Below are 18049 nucleotides of genomic sequence, written 5' to 3' on the forward strand. Positions count from 1 at the left end.
TCAATTAGTAATGAAAGCCGTTTTCTTCGTCGATGGCCTTGAGACCTCTCAGATATGCGGCATAGGTTTTCAGATCGCCCACGCACACATCCTCCAGGTCAAATGCATCCCGAAGCATGTCGCCGCGGCGAATCCATACGGTGGTGTAGCCCAGGGCGTTGCCCGGCACACAGTCGTACTTGAATCCGAATGCGGCATGGTGCATTTCATCCGCGGTGCAGCCCATAACCTCCTGAGACTTCAGGAAGCCCTCGTAGTGCGGCTTGTAGCACTTCACATCCTCCGCCGTCACAATTGCGTCCATCACGATGCCCTCGTGCCGGAAGGACTCGGTAATGATGTCGTTGTCCACGTTGGACAGCGCGCATACCTTGATGCCCAGATCCCGGATCTGCTGCATGCCCTCTGCCGAATCGGGGAATGCCTTCATCTTTGCCATCTCGTCTGCAAAGCTGATGACGTCGTCCTGGTCATACTGGAAGCCATAGTACCACGCGGTCTTCTCGAAGGTATCCATCAAAACCTGGCGGAACGGCCGGTAATTGCGGATGTACTCGAACTGGAGCTTTTCCCATGCGCTCTCGATTTCCTTGGCGGAGACGTGGGTGATGTGATGACGGTCCATGAATTTCTGGTACCATTCAATGGTGCCGCCCTCCCAGTCGATAATCGTTCCGTAAATGTCGAAGCTGATGGCCTTTGGCAGCAATCTTTTCTTTTCCCCGCTTACGCTCATGTCTCTGTCCTCCTGATTAAATAATGTAAAAATCAAAAAGTACTAATGTGTTCTTGATGTTCAACATCACTTTTGTTATAATTATATAGAACTGCCTGAAATAGTACAATCGACACTCCGACATATGTATTATGAACTTGTGTCATATTGTACTATTTATTTGGCATTCTCTTGCAGATTGGGGGTGTAATTCATGATTTCATCACTTTTTTACAAGCTTTTTGTGGAAATCGCCGACACCGGAAACATATCCCGTGCCGCAGAAAAGTTGGCTTATTCACAGAGCGGATTGAGTCATACAATTAACCGTGCAGAAGAAGAGCTCGGTTTTAAACTGTTTCGAAGAACCAAAAACGGCGTCGTTTTAACAGAGGAAAGCAAAGTTCTCCTCCCTCTGGCACGGCAAATCGTCTCAAGCATCAATATGATGGACGAGACCATCAGCTCCATCCAAAAGCTGAACAAAGGCCACATTAAAATCGGAACCTATGCCAGCGTATCCATGCACTTCCTTCCGGAATTACTGAAGTCCTTTACGCGGAATTATCCGGGAATCACCATTGAGATTATTGAGGGTTCCAAGGCTGAGCTCCAGCGCCTTCTTGTCGGCAACCTGATCAACATTGCCTTTACAAGCCTGACACCCGGGGATTCCTTTGAACAAATTCCGTTATTTGACGACCCCATTGTCGCAGTTTTTCCAAAGGATATGCAGCTTGATCTGGATGATCAGGGACGTTTTGCCGTACAGAATCTGGCGCAATATGATTTCATTATGCCCATCATGGATCATGTGATTGACGTTGATATTGAGCCCGTTATCGATCAGAATAATCTGGAGTTCAGTTCATACATGTCTTCTCTGGACTATGTTTCCATTATGTATATGATTCGAAGCGGTCTTGGCGTCAGCCTTCTCCCAGAGCTGATGACCTTTCATTTTATGGATTACCTGACCATCCAGCATATTACCCCACAGTCATACAGGACCATTGGCATGGAAATTAATTCGTCAAAGGATGCCTCTCTGGCAATCTCCGAATTTATTCAATATGTAAAGAGTTATACGATTGATTCCTTTATTCCGAATCACGAGCAGTATGGTTTTGTGTTAAAATGCGAACCCGAACGTGAAAAAAAGCGGGCTGGCTATAAGCTGCAAAATTCGTCAAAACCAAGTATCCAGTGACCTTGCTCCAGGCTGCTTTTTTGCGGAGAGCGCTTTCTGTTTTTTCAAAAATGGCAGCCATACAGGCGATAACAACCCGACAGGCAGAACGCCTTCATTTACGTAACCTGATGTACGGCTTGTCCGTTCCTTATAGAAGAATTCCAAAAGCCCGCTCTGGCTTTTGGAATTCTTCTTATATGCCGGCACACGGCAATTCATTGTTTCCATAAAAACCGTTTTTCGTCTGAATACGGGTGTGGCTCCACTACATATGGGATATACACATATAGGCCTTTATTTTATACCCATCAACTATTTTTTGAAAAAACTATTGACAAGCACCGCTCCGTATGTTATGATTTGCCCGTGGTTAGTTAAAACTAACCACGGATGCATTGCCTCCGTAATTTTTTTGTACAACAGTTAGTTATGTCTAACCATTGTGCAGAAGCACCTCCTCACATTACGGAGTCATTTCATGCTCCCCCTCTCCCATCAGGATAGCGCCTGGGCATCCATCATTCTAGTTTCCTCATTTGGCTATATCCTGAACCATTATTTTCAGATGGGCGTTTTGGGATCCGCCCACACCAAAACGGGTGGCTTCGTCCGATCCTCTCGAAGCCACCCGTACTCCTCAGCCCGGAAGGCCCATGGCTGCATGGCACAGAAAAAACGCAGGCGTGTTCCTTTTGCTGCAGTTTTAAACAGGTCATATCTTGAAAGGAGTTTTTTCAACATGAATAAGCTTGCAGTTGTCTATTGGAGCGGCACCGGCAATACGGAAGCGATGGCGTCCTGCATTGCGGAAGGTGCCAAAGAAGCTGGTGCGGAGGTCACCCTGATGGGCCCCGCAGAATTCTCTTCTTCCCGCTTTTCTGAGTTCAGCGTCATCGCCTTTGGCTGTCCGGCCATGGGGAGTGAAGTATTGGAAGAGGCTGATTTTGAGCCGATGTTTGCTGATTTGGAAGGTACTCTTTCCGGCAAGAAAATTGCCCTGTTCGGCTCTTATGGATGGGGTGACGGCCAATGGATGCGGGATTGGTGCAGCCGCTGCGACTCTGCAAATGCCATCCTCTTCAATGAAGAAGGGCTGATTGTGAAGGAAGCTCCCGATGACGCGGCTCAGGAAGCCTGCCGTGATTTGGGCCGCAAGTTGGCTGCATGGTAATTTGTTGAATTCCGTTCTCTCTTTTTGATTTTTATCTTATCTCCTTTTTTCCCCTCACAGCCTCCGTACAGACTCTGTACGGAGGCAACTCCTTTTCATAGGCCTGTAAGTCTCTGATACTCCGCGCAACACTTCTTTGTATGCGGCCCTTGCAAAATTGCCGTATTCTGGCCTTGTGCAGCGTCGCGTGTTTCCCTCCACCGCTTTTCTTGTGCGCAAGCATCCTTTTCTTGTGGATTTTCAGCTTGCAATATGGTATAAATGGAAGAAACCGGCCGCAGCATTTTCGGCTCCGGCCATAAGAGAACCCTTCAAAGGAGAACCAGAACATATGGAACCTCAGGACCTTTATGCCAAAAAGAGGGTTACCACCCAAGAGGCTTTGTCTTATATTCATTCCGGCGACACCATCGTAGGCGGATTTTATGGCTGTGAGCCAATCCTGCTGTTTCGAAACCTGCATACCATTGCAGACCGTGTCCACGATATCAAAGTTTGGACAGGTATTGCAAAGGAAGACTACCCTTTTCTGGTAGAAGATGCATACATGAAACAGTTTTTCATTAACAGCTTTTTTTATGGGTCTCAAACGCGGAAAATTCACAGCAGCGGCCGTGTGACCTTTTTCCCTTTCTTCTTGCGGGACAGTGCCGCCGGTATCATCGCTCATGAAAGGCCGCGGGTTTTTGCAGCTGCTGTTCCCCCGATGGACGAAGATGGATATTTCCATCTCTCTCCCTCTCTGCAAATCGAATATGAAAGCTTTCTGGCGGCAGACGTTCGGATTCTGGAAGTCAATCCCCATGTTCCCCGCCTCTATGGCCCAGCGAAGATACATATCAGTGACGTCACCTGTGTCATAGAAGCCGGCTGTGAAATTTTCCAGATTGACGAGCCGAAAGTGACCGCTGTTGAACAGCAGATTGCAGAGCATGTCGCCACTCTTGTGCAGGACGGGGATACTTTGCAGTTTGGTATCGGCAATACCTCCAATGCTCTCAGCGAGGCTCTTCTTCAAAAGCACGACCTTGGCATTCATACCGAGTCTCTCAGCACCGCTATGGGCAAGCTTATGGCAAAGGGCGCCGTTAACAACAGCCGCAAAACCCTTCACCCGGGTAAAACCATCTGCGCCTTTGCCTGGGGAAGCGGCGATTTTTATAATTATATTGACGGGCGGCAGGATATTGTCCTGCTGCCGGCAGCTTATGTAAATGATCCACGGACAATTGCCCAAAATGACAATATGGTTTCCATCAACACCGCCATTCAAATCGATTTGACCGGTCAGGTTTGTTCCGAATCCATCGGAAACCGCCAGTACTCCGGGACAGGCGGCGCTACCGACTTTGCAGAAGGCGCCTATCTCTCCAAAGGCGGGCGCAGCATTATCGCGATTACCTCCACAGCCAAGGGCGGAACCGTCTCACGTATCCAGCCATTTTTGTCTCCAGGTGCAGCTGTTTCCATCTCGCGGAATTTAAGCGATTACATTGTTACGGAATATGGCATTGCCCGCATGCGGGGTGCCGGCATCCGGCAGCGCACCCAAAGCCTGATTGCAATTGCACACCCTGATTTTCGGGAAGAACTGCGGCGGCAGGCCGCTGAATTCCTGATCTGGTAACCTCTCTCCATTTTAAATTGCCTGGTTTTTGGGCACGTTTCTGATTTTTGGTGTTTTTTGTTGGGGCTGTGTTCCCATGTATTTGCTGTAGGATTCCCCCCTTCAAGATACCCCCTGTTGTTCGCCAAATGTTTCAACAGCCTCCGGATCCTGTTCATCAGGTTCCGGAGGCTGTTTGCTCTTATTTTGTTCCCGGGTTTTCCCTGCGTTCCCAATCGGATAGACGCCATCTCTCCAGCTCCTCTGCATCCTGATCGTCCAGTGCATGGAGCCCGCTTAACGCTTCCATATAGTGTGTCAGCTCATGGGAGAGCGTCGTGCGCAGTTCATCCAGCCACGTATCCCGATCCCACTTCTCCCGTTCTGCCAAGGCGGCAAAGGATCCGTAGTAGAGGTTGATATACCGTCCCAGCATATCCTCGCAGTACTCGCCCAGGATATACATCTCCCCCTCCGGGAACTCCTCGTCCGGAAGAACCTCCTCCAACAAGTTGACTCCGCCGTTGAGGCCGTGGAACAGCGCTTCCGGAAAGGTCTCCGTCATGTCGTCCAGAAGGGCATTTACTTCGTCAATGGAGTACATCATCCGTTTTTCGCCTGCTTCATAGAGAGGCTGATGCGTTTTTTCTTCTCGTCCACATCCAGCACGAGCACCTTCACCACATCGCCCACGGAGACCACCTCCGAGGGATGCCGGATAAACTTGTCCGCCACCTGAGAGATGTGCACCAGACCGTCCTGGTGGACGCCGATGTCCACAAACACGCCGAAGTCAATGACATTCCGCACGGTGCCGGTGAGTACCATGCCGGGCTTCAGGTCCTTTATCTCCAGCACGTCGGTACGGAGAATGGGCTTTGGCAAATCGTCCCGAATGTCCCGGCCCGGCTTTAAAAGCTCCGCCATCACATCCTGCAGCGTGGGAACGCCCACACCGATGGCCGCAGCAGCCTGTTCCACGCCGTAAGCGCGCACCTTCTCCGGCAGATCCGCCAGGTTTCCGTTCCGCACATCCGTCAGGGTGTGGCCGGTCAGCTTCAGCAGCTGTTCCGCTGCAGCGTAGCTCTCCGGGTGGACGGCGGTATTGTCCAGCGGGGACTTGCTCTCCGGTACTCGGAGGAAACCCGCACACTGCTCAAAGGCCTTGGGGCCCAGCTTCGGCACCTTTAAAATCTGCTTCCGGGATGTGAAGGGGCCGTTGGCCTCCCGGTAGGCCGCCACATTTTTCGCCGTGGTGCCGTTCAGACCTGCCACCCGCTGCAGCAGGGAGGGGGAAGCCGTGTTTACATCCACGCCCACGGCGTTGACGCAGTCCTCCACCACGCCGTTCAATGCCTCGTCCAGGCGCTTTTGGGGGCAGTCGTGCTGATACTGGCCCACCCCGATGGCCTTGGGGTCAATTTTCACCAGCTCCGCCAGGGGATCCTGGAGCCGCCGGGCAATGGACACGGCGGAGCGGAGATTAACGTCGTACTCCGGAAACTCCTCCGCCGCCAGCTTTGAGGCGGAATAGACGGAGGCGCCGGCCTCGGAGACAATCATATAGCTGACGGAATGGCCCTCATCCCCGACTTTGCGGATCAGCTCCACAGCCATCTGCTCCGTCTCCCGGCTGGCAGTGCCGTTACCAATAGCAATGTGCTCCACACCGTACTTCTCAATGAGCTTTGCCAAGGCTGCAATGGCCTCGTTTTTCTGGCGCTCGCCATAAGTAGGATACACTACGGCAGTGTCCAGTACACGGCCGATGCCATCCACTACCGCCACTTTGCAGCCCATCCGGTAGCCGGGGTCCAGGCCCATGGTGACCTTGCCCTTTACAGGCGGCTGCATCAAGAGCGGCTTCAGATTCAGCGCAAACTGGCCGATGGCGCCCTCGCTGGCCGCGTCGGTGAGGGCGGATCGCGCCTCCCGCTCCAGAGAGGGGAGCAGCAATCGGTCATAGGCATCCTCCGCCACGGCCTTGATAAATTCCATGGCCGCACTGCCGGGGATCACCACGTGGCGCCGGACAGCTTGTAGCGCCAGATCCCGGTCCAGTTCCACAGAGACCTTCAGCTTTCCCTCCTTCTCTCCCCGGTTGACCGCCAGCACCTGATGGCCCTGCACACGGGAGAGCGCCTGGGTAAAGTCATAGTACAGGCGGTAGACGGTGTCCTCGTCCGTAACGGCCTCCGAATGCAGCCGTCCGTTTTTCTCCAGCACCGTCCGGAGCTTTTTCCGCAGCTCCGCGTCATCGCTGATTTGCTCCGCGATGATGTCTCCGGCGCCGGCCAGGGCCTCCTCCGCCGTCTCCACACCCTTGTCTGCGTCCACATAGCGTACCGCCTCCGTCAGCGGATCGGGGCAGTCCGCCGCCTGGGCAAACAGCAGTGCGGCCAGCGGCTCCAGTCCCTTCTCCCGGGCGATGGTCGCCCGGGTGCGCCGCTTTTGCTTATAGGGACGGTACAGATCCTCCACTTCCGCCAGGGTCTTTGCGCCGTCGATGGCGGCAGCCAGCTCCTCTGTCAGCTTGCCCTGCTCGGCAATGGACTTCTTCACAGCCTCCCGCCGCTCCTGAAGCCCACGCAGATAGGCAAGGCGCTCCTCCAGCGTCCGCAGGGACGTGTCGTCCATGGCGCCGTGAAGTTCCTTCCGGTAGCGGGCAATAAAGGGAATGGTATTTCCCTCGTCCAAAAGCCGCACCACGTTTTCCACGTGCTGGGGCAGCTTGTCCAGTTCTTCTGCAAGTTGTTCGATAATGGGATTCATCATGTTCCTCTCCAGTTTTTTCGTTGCCGCGCAGTTCTGCCGCCTTTCAAGAAACGGAACGCTTCCTGTTCCGCCGCCCTCTGCTGCGCGGTGCAATCGCCGTTCTTATTTATGATACAGCTTCTTCGTCTCATACCGGGCCTCACAGCTGACGAGAATACCCAGCTGCCGCAGCTGCTTTTCATCCACGTCGCTCAGCACCACAGTAAAATGCGCGTCACAGCCCCGGAGCTTCGGCAGCTGCTGCTGTGCCAGCTCTGCCAGCGGATTTGTCAGGGCGGAGATGGTCAGCGCCATCAGCACCTCGTCCGTGTGAAGCCGGGGATTTTTATGGCCCAGGTATTGGGTCTTCAGCCGGCACACTGGCTCCAGCACCTGGGAGGAAATCAGCTCAAAGTGGTCAGCAATGCCGCCCAGTGACTTCAGCGCGTTCAGCAGCAGCGCCGACGCCGCCCCCAGTGTATCCGAGGTCTTTCCGGTGACCACTGTGCCGTCCGGCAGCACCATGGCGCCCGCCGGGCCGGCGGTGGCTTCCGCCTTCACCAGCGCCGCAGATACCGCCGGGCAGATGTCCGGCGTCACGCCGCCCTGCTTCATCACCAGCTCCAGCTTCCGCACTGTCTCCTCCTCGCACTTGCCCTGCAGCCGTTCCACGCAGGCGGTGTAGTATCGTCGGAGAATCTCCAGGCGGCTGGCGGCACAGCACACGGCATCGTCCACAATGCAGTTGCCGGCCATGTTCACGCCCATGTCAGTGGGGGATTTATAGGGGGACTGGCCCTGAATCTTCTCAAAAATCGCATTCAGAACCGGGAATATCTCCACATCCCGGTTGTAGTTGACCGCCGTTGTGCCATAGGCCTCCAGATGGAAGGGATCAATCATATTGACATCATTCAAATCCGCCGTGGCGGCCTCATAGGCCAGGTTCACCGGGTGCTTCAGGGGCAGATTCCAGATGGGGAAGGTCTCAAACTTGGCGTAGCCCGCTGCCACACCCCGCTTATAGTCATGGTAGAGCTGGGAGAGGCAGGTGGCCATTTTCCCGCTGCCGGGGCCAGGCGCCGTCACCACAATCAGGGAGTGGCTGGTTTCGATGTAGTCGTTTTTCCCCAGTCCCTCATCGCTGACAATATGGGGAATGTTGGAGGGATAGCCCGCAATGGGATAGTGCCGGTAGCACCGGATTCCCAGCGCGGTCAGCCGCTTCAAAAACGCATCCGCTGCAGCCTGTCCATTATATCGGGTCAATACCACGCTGCCCACAAATAGGTTCAGCCCCCGGAAAATATCGATCAGGCGCAGCACATCGTCGTCATAGGTGATACCCAGATCTCCCCGGACTTTATTTTTTTCGATATCCGCGGCATTAATGGCGATCACAATTTCCACATCATCCTGCAGCTGCTGCAGCATGCGGAGCTTGCTGTCCGGCGCAAAACCGGGCAGCACCCGGGACGCATGGTAATCGTCAAACAGCTTGCCGCCGAACTCCAAATACAGCTTGCCGCCGAACTGCGCTATCCGCTCTTTGATCTGCGCGGACTGCATGGTCAGATACTTTTGGTTGTCAAAGCCGACGTCTTTCATATGTGGTTGTCCCCTCTCCCTCTTTTTCGAGACAAATCATATCATATTTCGCGCCGGATGGAAAGAGAATCCGGAAAGGTCAACTTTTCATAAGCAGAATTTATCCTCAATATTACTACTTTATGCTTTACTTATTTTGAAAGCCCCGATATAATAATTTAGGTTAGGCTGCTTTTGATAAAAAAGGTTGACCTGTCCGTTTTGGTAAATTCAACCGGGAGGTTTTTTGATTATGTCGAATTGCGCCATCGTAGGCATCAACTGGGGCGACGAGGGCAAGGGCCGCATGGTAGACCTGCTGACCTGCGACTATGATGTTGTCGTCCGTTATCAGGGCGGCGGCAATGCCGGTCATACCGTGGTGAACGAGCTGGGCAAGTTTGCCCTGCATCTGCTGCCCTCCGGCATTTTTCGCAAGGATGTGGCAAACGTGCTGGGCAACGGCGTGGCTCTGGACTGCGAAAGCCTGTGGACCGAGATGGAGGATGTTCGATCCAAGGGTGTGTCCATTACCCCGGAGAATCTGAAAATCAGCGACCGTGCTTCCCTGCTGCTGCCTTGGCATCGGGAGCTGGACGGTTTGGAGGAGGCCCGCCTGGCCGACAAGAAATACGGCTCCACCAAGCAGGGCATCGCCCCCTTTTACTCTGATAAGTTTCAGAAAAAGACCGTGATGGCCGGAGAGCTGCTGTATCCGGACAAGCTGTGGGAGCATCTGTCCGGCATTTTGGAGTGGAAAAATCTGACGCTGGAGAAGGTTTACGGTGCCAAGCCTTATACCATGGACGATCTGAAGGCTTGGGTGGCGAACTACGGTGAGAAAATCAAGCCCTTTGTCTGCGACACCGGCGCGTTTTTGCGCCAGGCCGTTTCCGACGGCAAGAATGTTTTGTTTGAAGCGCAGCTGGGCTCCCTCCGGGATTTGGATTACGGCATCTATCCCTATACCACCTCTTCCAATCCCATCGCGGCCTATGCCCCCGTCGGCTCCGGCCTGCCCACCGCAAGGCTGGACAAAATTGTGGGTGTGGTGAAGGCCTATTCCTCCTGCGTGGGCGAGGGGCCTTTCACCTGCGAGTGGTTCGGTGGGGAGGCGGAAAAGCTCCGTGAGGCCGGCGGCGAATACGGTGCCAAGACCGGCCGTCCCCGCCGGGTGGGCCCAATCGACATTGTGGCCACCCGCTACGGCATCCAGTGCCAAGGTGCCACGGACATTGCCCTGACGAAGCTGGACGTATTGAGCTACCTGGACAAGATCCCCGTCTGCGCCCACTATACCCTGAACGGCCAGCAGACCGACGATTTCCCCTTCCCCGCCGTGCTGCCCGACGCCAAGCCGGTGGTGGAGTATCTGGACGGCTGGAACTGCGACATTTCCGGCGCCCGGAAGTGGGAGGATCTCCCCGCGGCGGCCCGGAAGTATGTGGAATATGTAGAGGCTCAGATCGGCTGCCGCATCACGTATGTATCTGTCGGCCCTGAGCGGGACGCCATCATCCTTCGGTAAAGGGAGGCCGACCCACCGCGCAATCCCCTTTGTTCGCCTCCGGCGAAACACCATCCAACAACGGAGGCACCTTCGGGTGCCTCTTTACGTTTGAAACGCAGAAAGGTTGACCATTATGCCCACTGATCGTTATGAATCCCCCCTGGCGTCCCGGTACGCCTCCGCATTTATGCTGCACCTGTTTTCTCCGGACTGCCGCATTCAGACTTGGCGCCGCCTGTGGGTGGCTCTGGCACGGGCGGAGCACAACCTGGGCCTTCCCGTCACCAGCGAACAGGTGTCGGAGTTGGAGGCCCACCTGACGGACATCGACTATGAGATGGCGGCGGCCCGGGAAAAGGAAGTCCGCCATGACGTGATGGCCCATGTCTACACCTACGGCAAAGCAGCCCCCTCCGCCGCCGGTATCATTCACCTGGGCGCCACCAGCTGCTACGTCACCGACAATGCCGACCTCATCATCTACCGGGAGGGCCTGCGCTACCTCCGCGGTGAGCTGATTGCCGTGCTGGCCAACCTCTCCAAGTTTGCGGAACAGTACAAGGCCACCCCCACCCTGGGCTACACCCACTATCAGCCGGCTCAGCTGGTAACCGTCGGCAAGCGGGCCACGCTGTGGATGCAGGATCTGCTGGCGGATTTGGAGGAGCTGGACTTTGTGCTGGAGAATCTGAAATTCCTGGGCTGCCGGGGCACCACCGGCACGGAGGCCAGCTTCCTGGATCTCTTTGAGGGCGACGGCGTCAAAGTTGACGAGATGAACCGCCAGATTTCCGCCGAGTTCGGCTTTGACCAGTGCTTTGCCGTCTGCGGCCAGACCTATCCCCGAAAGGTCGACAGCCGCATTTTGAGCTGTCTCTCCGCCATTGCCCAAAGCTGCTACCGCATGGCAAACGACATCCGCCTCCTGCAGCATGACCGCCAGGTGGAGGAGCCCTTTGAGAAGAATCAGATTGGTTCCTCCGCCATGGCCTACAAGCGCAATCCCATGCGCTCGGAGCGAATCTGCTCCCTCTCCCGCTATCTGATGGCCGATGCCATGAATGCTCCCATGACCGCCTCCGTCCAATGGCTGGAGCGGACGCTGGACGATTCTGCAAACCGCCGGATCTCCATGCCGGAGGGATTCCTCTGTGCCGACGCAATTTTGCGCCTCAGCCAGAATGTCACCGACGGGCTCCATGTGAATGAAAAAGTGGTGGATGCCACCGTCCGGGAGTATCTGCCCTTCATTGCCACGGAGAATCTGATGATGGAGGCTGTGAAGCGGGGCGGCAACCGCCAGGATCTTCATGAAATTATTCGTACCTGTTCCATGGCCGCCACCGCCAAGATGAAGGAGGGAGAGAAGTGCGACCTTCTCTCCCGTCTGGCCGCAGAACCCGCCTTCGGCATGACAGAGGCGGAAATGGAAGCCATCCTGACCCCCTCCGCCTATATCGGCCGCTGCCCGGAGCAGGTGGATGTCTTTCTTCGCAGTGTACAGCCCCTGCTGGCCCAAGCCAGCAGGGAAAAACCCGAAATCAACCTCTGATTGTGCTTCTTTCAGGCCGCTGTCCGGAATGGGACAGCGGCTTTTTCCTGCGGACCGCACGGCTGCCGTGCGAAATCTTTTTTCTTTGTTTTTAGTCATTTTGCCTGTCCCCTGCAGAAAAGTTTCGAAAAATCCCAGTTTAACTTTGTGGGTTTTGACATTGACACAGGCCTGTCCCCGGTGGTAAACTCCAAACATTAATTGAAACATCGACAAAGGCGTTGATGGAGAAAAGTATCGCAGACGTTCCGTTTCAGTGAGTGGGGGACAGTGGGAACCTCATAACAAAGAATCTGCGTGAAGAACACTCCGTAGCTGCAATCTGAACGCGGTAACCGCTAGTAAGTGCGACGAGTTGTGATCGTTATTTCACACGGGCTTGTTGGAGCCTTGAAGGTGGCCCCTCAGGGGCAAATTAGGTGGCACCGCGGATAGCAGCTATTCGTCCTAAAATTTTAGGAGATAGCTGCGTTTTTTATGCCTATTTCGGTAAAGAGCCGAAATGGGAACGATCCGGAGGTGCTTTTATTTATGTGTGCAATTATGGGTTTTTCCAAAAAGACGGTCAGCAAAGAGGATATCCCCGCGTATTTTGACCGAACCCTTTCCCGCGGCCCCGATATGAGCCGTATCATTGAGACAAAGTCCGGCTATCTCTGTTTTCACCGCCTTGCCATTATGGGTCTGACAGAAGCCGGTATGCAGCCATTTGAGCTGGAGGGCGACTATGTGGTCTGCAACGGCGAGATTTACGGATTCCGGCCGCTGAAGCGGCAGTTATCCGAAAAGTACGAGTTTAAAAGCGGCAGCGATTGTGAAATTTTGCTGCCCCTGTTCCACGAGTACGGTCTGAGCATGTTCTCCCGGTTGGATGCAGAGTTCGCCATGATTATTTATGATTCCATCACGGACTCCTTGATCGCCGCCCGGGATCCCATCGGGATCCGGCCGCTGTTCTATGGCTACGATCACGACGGTGCCATTGTTTTTGCCAGTGAGGCCAAAAACCTGATTGGCCTGTGCGACGAGGTTTGCCCCTTCCCTCCCGGCCACTATTACGCCTTCGGCAAATTCGTCCGCTATGCGGATCTCACCACTGTGAAAGCATACAGCCACGATGACCTGGAAACCACCTGCCGCAATATCCGCAACAAGCTGATTGCCGGCGTGGATAAGCGTCTGGATGCCGATGCTCCTCTGGGCTTTCTGCTCTCCGGCGGCCTGGACTCCTCTTTGGTGTGCGCCATCAGTTCCGTTGTCCTGGGAAAGAAAATCCGTACCTTTGCCGTCGGTATGGACAAAGACGCCATTGACCTCAAGTACGCCCGGGAGGTGGCCGACTTCATCGGTGCCGACCACACGGAGGTCTACATGACCCGCCAACAGGTCCTGGATTCCCTGGAGGAAGTCATTGCACTTCTGGGCACCTGGGATATTACCACCATCCGGGCCAGCATGGGTATGTACCTCTGCTGCAAGGCCATTCACGAGCAGACCGATATCCGGGTGCTACTGACCGGTGAGATTTCCGACGAGCTCTTTGGCTACAAGTACACGGATTTTGCCCCCAGTGCCGCTGCCTTTCAGGCTGAGAGCAAAAAGCGGGTGGATGAGCTGTATATGTATGATGTCCTGCGGGCAGACCGCTGCATTTCCGCAAATTCCATTGAAGCGCGGGTCCCCTTTGGCGACTTGGATTTCGTAAAATATGTCATGAGCATCGATCCTGCCATGAAATTGAACACTTACCACATGGGCAAATATCTGCTGCGCCACGCCTTTGAAAAGGATCACCTGCTGCCGGACGACATTCTCTGGCGTCAGAAGGCCGCCTTCTCCGATGCGGTGGGCCATTCCATGGTGGACGATTTGAAGGCCTATGCTGAAGAGACGTATTCTGATGAAGAATTTAATTCCCTCCGCCGCAAATACGACTACTGTATGCCCTTTACGAAAGAGAGTCTGCTGTACCGGGAGATCTTTGAAACCTACTATCCGGGCCAGGCAACCATGGTCAAGGACTTCTGGATGCCGAACAAAAACTGGGCTGGCTGCAATGTCAGCGATCCGTCCGCCCGGGTGCTCTCCAATTACGGCGAGAGCGGAGTATGAGATTTAATCCGGTCTATTCCTCAAAAACGTGAACGTATGACCTTGTCTTTTAGACAGTTTATGTTACGATATGATACAGAATAATAGGAGGATGAAACGTATGAGTACTACCATGAAACTTCCCGAGCTGTTCGGCAGCATGGTCTTTAACGAGGAGGCCATGCAGGAGCGCTGCTCCTCCGCATCCTACAAAGCCTGGAAGAAGTGCGTAACCGAAGGTACCCCCCTGGATATCAGCACTGCCAATGAAATTGCGGATTCCATGAAGCAGTGGGCCGTGGAAAAGGGCTGCACTCATTTTACCCACTGGTTCCAACCCATGACCGGCGTCACCGCCGAAAAGCACGACAGTTTTATCAACCCCGTGGGCGGCGGAAAGATTATTATGGAGTTTTCCGGCAAGGAGTTGGTCCGGGGCGAGCCGGATGCCTCCTCCTTCCCCTCCGGCGGACTGCGGGCCACCTTTGAGGCCCGGGGCTATACGGCCTGGGACCCCACCTCCTTTGCCTTTATTAAGGAGGGGAGCCTGTGCATCCCCACCATCTTCTGCTCCTATTCCGGCGAGGCCCTGGACAAGAAGACCCCCCTGCTGCGCTCCATGGACGAGGTGAGCCGCCAGGCCATCCGCATCCTTCGCCTGTTCGGCGATACGGAGACCAAGCGGGTCACTGCTTCCGTCGGCCCCGAGCAGGAGTATTTTCTGATTGACAAAGAACTGTACAGCAAACGCGAAGATCTGCGGATGACCGGCCGTACGCTGTTCGGTGCCAAGCCTCCCCGCGGCCAGGAGCTGGAGGATCATTACTTTGGCGCCATCAAGCCCCGCGTTGCCGCCTACATGAAGGATTTGGATGAGACCTTGTGGGCCTTGGGCGTTCTGTCCAAAACCAAGCACAATGAGGTGGCTCCCTCTCAGCATGAGATGGCCCCCATTTTCTCCGACGCCAACACCGCCTGCGATCACAACCAGCTGGCCATGGAGATGATGAAGAAGGTTGCTGATAAGCACGGCCTCGTCTGCCTGCTGCACGAGAAGCCTTTTGCCGGTGTCAATGGATCCGGTAAGCACGACAACTGGTCCCTCTCTACCGACACGGGAAAAAACCTCTTCAAGCCCGGCTCCACCCCCAGCCAGAACGCCCAGTTCCTTCTGTTCCTGGCCGCCTTCGTGAAGGGTGTTGATGAGTATCAGGACTTCCTGCGGGCCACTGTGGCCTTCCCGGGCAATGACCACCGCCTGGGCGCTCAAGAGGCTCCTCCCGCTGTGATCTCCATTTTCCTGGGTGACGAGTTGGGCGCCGTGGTGGATTCCATCATCAAGGGTACGGAACACAAGGACTCCGGCAAGCGCACGCTGGAAATCGGCGTGGATGTGCTGCCTGCCATTCCCCAGGACAACACCGACCGGAACCGCACCTCTCCCATGGCATTTACCGGCAACAAATTCGAGTTCCGGATGCTTGGATCCTCCCAGTCCATTTCCGGCCCCAACATTGCCCTGAACACAATGATGGCGGAGGAACTGGAGCAGTTTGCCGACGAGCTGGAGACCTCCAAGGACTTCCAGGCCGACCTCCAGAAGCTGATTAAAAAGGTTTTCACCGAGCATCAGCGGATTATTTTCAACGGCAACGGATATGACGACGCCTGGATTGCCGAGGCGGAAAAGCGCGGCCTTGCCAACCTGACCTCCACTGCCGACGCTCTGCCGGTATATACCGCCAAGAAAAACATGGATCTCTTTATTAAGCACGGAATTTATACGAAGGGTGAAATTGAGGCCCGTGCTGAAATTCATATTGAAAATTACTCTACCGTGATTACCATTGAGGCCAATACCATGGTGGATATGATTCGCCACGATATCCTGCCCGCCGTCTCCGCCTACGCCACTGATTTGTGTGAACGCGCGGACAGCAAGTCCGCTCTCGGGGTTGCCTGCAAGTACGAAAAGTCCACAGCTGCCGAGATCGGAAAGCTGACGGACGCACTGCTGGATGCCTGCGACAAGCTGGAGAAGGATGTGGCCAAGATCCCCGCAGATTCCAAAAAGGCCATGGCATACTGCCATAAGACCATCATTACCGATATGGCCAAGGCCCGGGAGGCCGCTGACACGCTGGAAACGCTGACCGCCTCCGAATACTGGCCCTTCCCGGTTTACAGCGACCTGCTGTTTTCCGTTTAATGCGGCACTTCCCGCTCTGCGGTGAAGTGGTGCCCTCCCTTTGGGCGTGCGTCCCGATACTGCGGGCGCACGCCCCCCTCTGAAACCGTATGGGCACAATGGCGCGCGGATGATTTCCGCCCCACTGCGTTCTTTTTGCCCCTCATATTTGATGAGGTTCTATTCTTTGCCGATTCAGATGCGCTGCTTGCGGCGCGTCTGTTCGATTCCATCTTTTCTCTTTTTTCTTCTTACGCTGGAAGGCCCCGGGACAAAAACCGTCCCGGGGCCTTCCAGCATGCATTTATCGGTTTTGCCAGTGTTGCAGCTCGTCCCGAAAATCCGGATGGGCAATTGCAATGAGCGCCCTGGCCCGTTCCAAATCACTTTTGTACTTCAAATCCGCCACACCGTATTCTGTCACCACATACTGCACCCAGGTCCGGGGTGTGGTAACTACGCTGCCTGGAGCCAGCTGCGGCAGAATTTTGGAATGCAGTATTCCGGATTTATCCCGATAGGCAGACCGCAGTGCAATAATGCTCTTTCCCCCGTTGGACCACTGCGATCCAATCACCCACTCCAGCTGGCCGCCGGTACCGGACCATTGGCGTGCACCCACGGTCTCTGCATTTACCTGGCCGGTGAGGTCAATCTCCATGGCATTGTTGATGGAGACCACCCGTTCATTCCGCGCAATGTTGCGAGAATCATTCACCCAAGCAATTTCCTTCTGGGAAAATGCCGGATTGTCCCTGGCAAACGCCCACAGCCTCCGGTCTCCGATGAAGTATGCCCCTACTGTCCGGCCCGGGCAGGTCTGCTTGCGGCTATTGTTGACCACGCCCTTCTCCATCAGCTCCACCAGGCAGTTGCTGAGAACCTCTGTCTGGACACCCAAATCCTTTTTCCCGGCGTAGGCCAGATTTTCCCCCACCGCATTGGCAAGCCCCCCAAGGCCAAACTGGACGCAGGCTCCGTCCGGCACCAGATCTGCAATATACCCGGCAATGGCCCTGTCCGTCTCATCCGCAGCGGCCGGAAGGTTCTCCGCAGGAGAGCATCTGTTTTCCACAATGGCATCCACTTCCGAGACATGGAGCAGCATATGCGCCTCTCCGCCGCTGGAAAAGGAGGGAAGCTCTGCATTTACCTCTGCAATGACAACTTCGCACGTTTCCAGCAGTTCACGGCTCAGGGAGGCTCCCCAGAGGGAACGGCTCATCCAGCCGTGCTCGTCCGGGGCGGAGCATGCCAGAATCGCCACTCTGGGGTGCCTGGAGCGCATCCACTCTCCGGTTTGGCTCAAATGGGTGGGAACAAAGTGAATATTTCCCTGGCCGGCCAGCGCGCGCTCCCCAGCAAAAAAGTTAGACCGGTAGTCCACCCAGGGTGTGCACTCCGGCGCTAAAAGGCGGGTATCCGGCAGCGCGAAGAGGGAATTCAGCTCAATCCGTCTTTTCTGATCCTGCAGAAACTGCGCAAGCGCCTGATCCACTGCGGTCGGCCGGTTGGCCGCAGCTGTCATGACAACGGTGTCACCGTCCCGTACCAGTGCAGCGGCTTCCGCCGGCGTCATCTGCAGGACCGCATATTGCCGTCTCCAATCGCCAAGGCCCGCACACCTGCCGGCCCTTGTGGAAATTTGTCCCGTCATCTGTCATCTCTCCCCCGAAACTTTAT

12 protein-coding genes and 1 other annotated feature are annotated in these 18049 nt (G+C 55.1%); of the genes, 7 read left to right on the top strand and 5 right to left on the bottom strand.

Annotated features, from left to right (window positions below; all coding sequences use genetic code 11):
* Positions 1-4 precede the first annotated feature (4 nt).
* On the bottom strand, positions 5-736 hold the full coding sequence (locus BMZ81_RS10895) for an HAD family hydrolase (RefSeq protein ID WP_091131968.1): 732 nt from the start codon (positions 734-736) through the stop codon (positions 5-7).
* Positions 737-929: 193 nt separating this feature from the next.
* Between BMZ81_RS10895 and BMZ81_RS10900 the strand changes: the two genes are divergently transcribed.
* The 3 genes from BMZ81_RS10900 to BMZ81_RS10915 all read left to right on the top strand — a co-directional run bounded on the left by BMZ81_RS10900 (position 930) and on the right by BMZ81_RS10915 (position 4705).
* A complete protein-coding gene (locus tag BMZ81_RS10900; protein WP_091131971.1) occupies positions 930-1925 on the top strand; it encodes a LysR family transcriptional regulator in 996 nt (331 codons plus the stop codon).
* 721 nt (positions 1926-2646) lie between these two features.
* On the top strand, positions 2647-3078 hold the full coding sequence (locus BMZ81_RS10905; RefSeq protein WP_091131972.1) for a flavodoxin: 432 nt from the start codon (positions 2647-2649) through the stop codon (positions 3076-3078).
* A 331-nt stretch (positions 3079-3409) separates the two neighbouring features.
* Complete coding sequence (locus tag BMZ81_RS10915) at positions 3410-4705, top strand: acetyl-CoA hydrolase/transferase family protein (RefSeq protein WP_091131976.1); 1296 nt, start codon at positions 3410-3412, stop codon at positions 4703-4705.
* A 181-nt stretch (positions 4706-4886) separates the two neighbouring features.
* On the opposite strand, the gene BMZ81_RS10920 is transcribed toward BMZ81_RS10915, so the two are convergent.
* The 3 genes from BMZ81_RS10920 to BMZ81_RS10930 all read right to left on the bottom strand — a co-directional run bounded on the left by BMZ81_RS10920 (position 4887) and on the right by BMZ81_RS10930 (position 9046).
* On the bottom strand, positions 4887-5291 hold the full coding sequence (locus BMZ81_RS10920; RefSeq protein WP_091131979.1) for a metallopeptidase family protein: 405 nt from the start codon (positions 5289-5291) through the stop codon (positions 4887-4889).
* The gene (locus tag BMZ81_RS10925) at positions 5288-7456 is read right to left on the bottom strand and encodes a Tex family protein (protein WP_091131981.1); all 2169 of its coding nucleotides are present in this window, start codon (positions 7454-7456) and stop codon (positions 5288-5290) included. The genes BMZ81_RS10920 and BMZ81_RS10925 overlap by 4 nt, the downstream gene beginning before the upstream one ends.
* A 105-nt stretch (positions 7457-7561) precedes the next feature.
* Positions 7562-9046 (bottom strand): DUF1846 domain-containing protein, encoded by a 1485-nt coding sequence (locus BMZ81_RS10930; protein WP_091131983.1) that lies wholly within the window; start codon positions 9044-9046, stop codon positions 7562-7564.
* 232 nt (positions 9047-9278) lie between these two features.
* Between BMZ81_RS10930 and BMZ81_RS10935 the strand changes: the two genes are divergently transcribed.
* The 4 genes from BMZ81_RS10935 (at position 9279) to BMZ81_RS10955 (ending at position 16387) form a co-directional block, all read left to right on the top strand.
* Positions 9279-10553: an adenylosuccinate synthase gene (locus BMZ81_RS10935; RefSeq protein WP_091131986.1), complete on the top strand. Its 1275-nt coding sequence runs from the start codon at positions 9279-9281 to the stop codon at positions 10551-10553.
* 115 nt (positions 10554-10668) lie between these two features.
* Positions 10669-12087 carry an adenylosuccinate lyase gene (purB, locus tag BMZ81_RS10940; RefSeq protein ID WP_091131988.1) on the top strand — a complete coding sequence of 473 codons (1419 nt, stop codon included), beginning with the start codon at positions 10669-10671 and terminating at the stop codon, positions 12085-12087.
* A 212-nt stretch (positions 12088-12299) separates the two neighbouring features.
* Positions 12300-12540 (top strand) — a binding site (T-box leader).
* A 78-nt stretch (positions 12541-12618) separates the two neighbouring features.
* Positions 12619-14199 (top strand): asparagine synthase B, encoded by a 1581-nt coding sequence (gene asnB / locus BMZ81_RS10950; protein ID WP_091132099.1) that lies wholly within the window; start codon positions 12619-12621, stop codon positions 14197-14199.
* Between the two features lie 100 nt (positions 14200-14299).
* On the top strand, positions 14300-16387 hold the full coding sequence (locus BMZ81_RS10955; RefSeq protein WP_091131994.1) for a glutamine synthetase III family protein: 2088 nt from the start codon (positions 14300-14302) through the stop codon (positions 16385-16387).
* Between the two features lie 283 nt (positions 16388-16670).
* Here the strand turns inward: BMZ81_RS10955 and BMZ81_RS10960 are convergent, their stop codons facing one another.
* Positions 16671-18023, bottom strand: coding sequence for an acetyl-CoA hydrolase/transferase family protein (locus BMZ81_RS10960; protein ID WP_091131996.1), 1353 nt, complete (start codon positions 18021-18023; stop codon positions 16671-16673).
* Positions 18024-18049: the final 26 nt, after the last annotated feature.

This window comes from Oscillibacter sp. PC13 (assembly GCF_900115635.1).
Lineage (GTDB): Bacteria > Bacillota > Clostridia > Oscillospirales > Oscillospiraceae > Oscillibacter.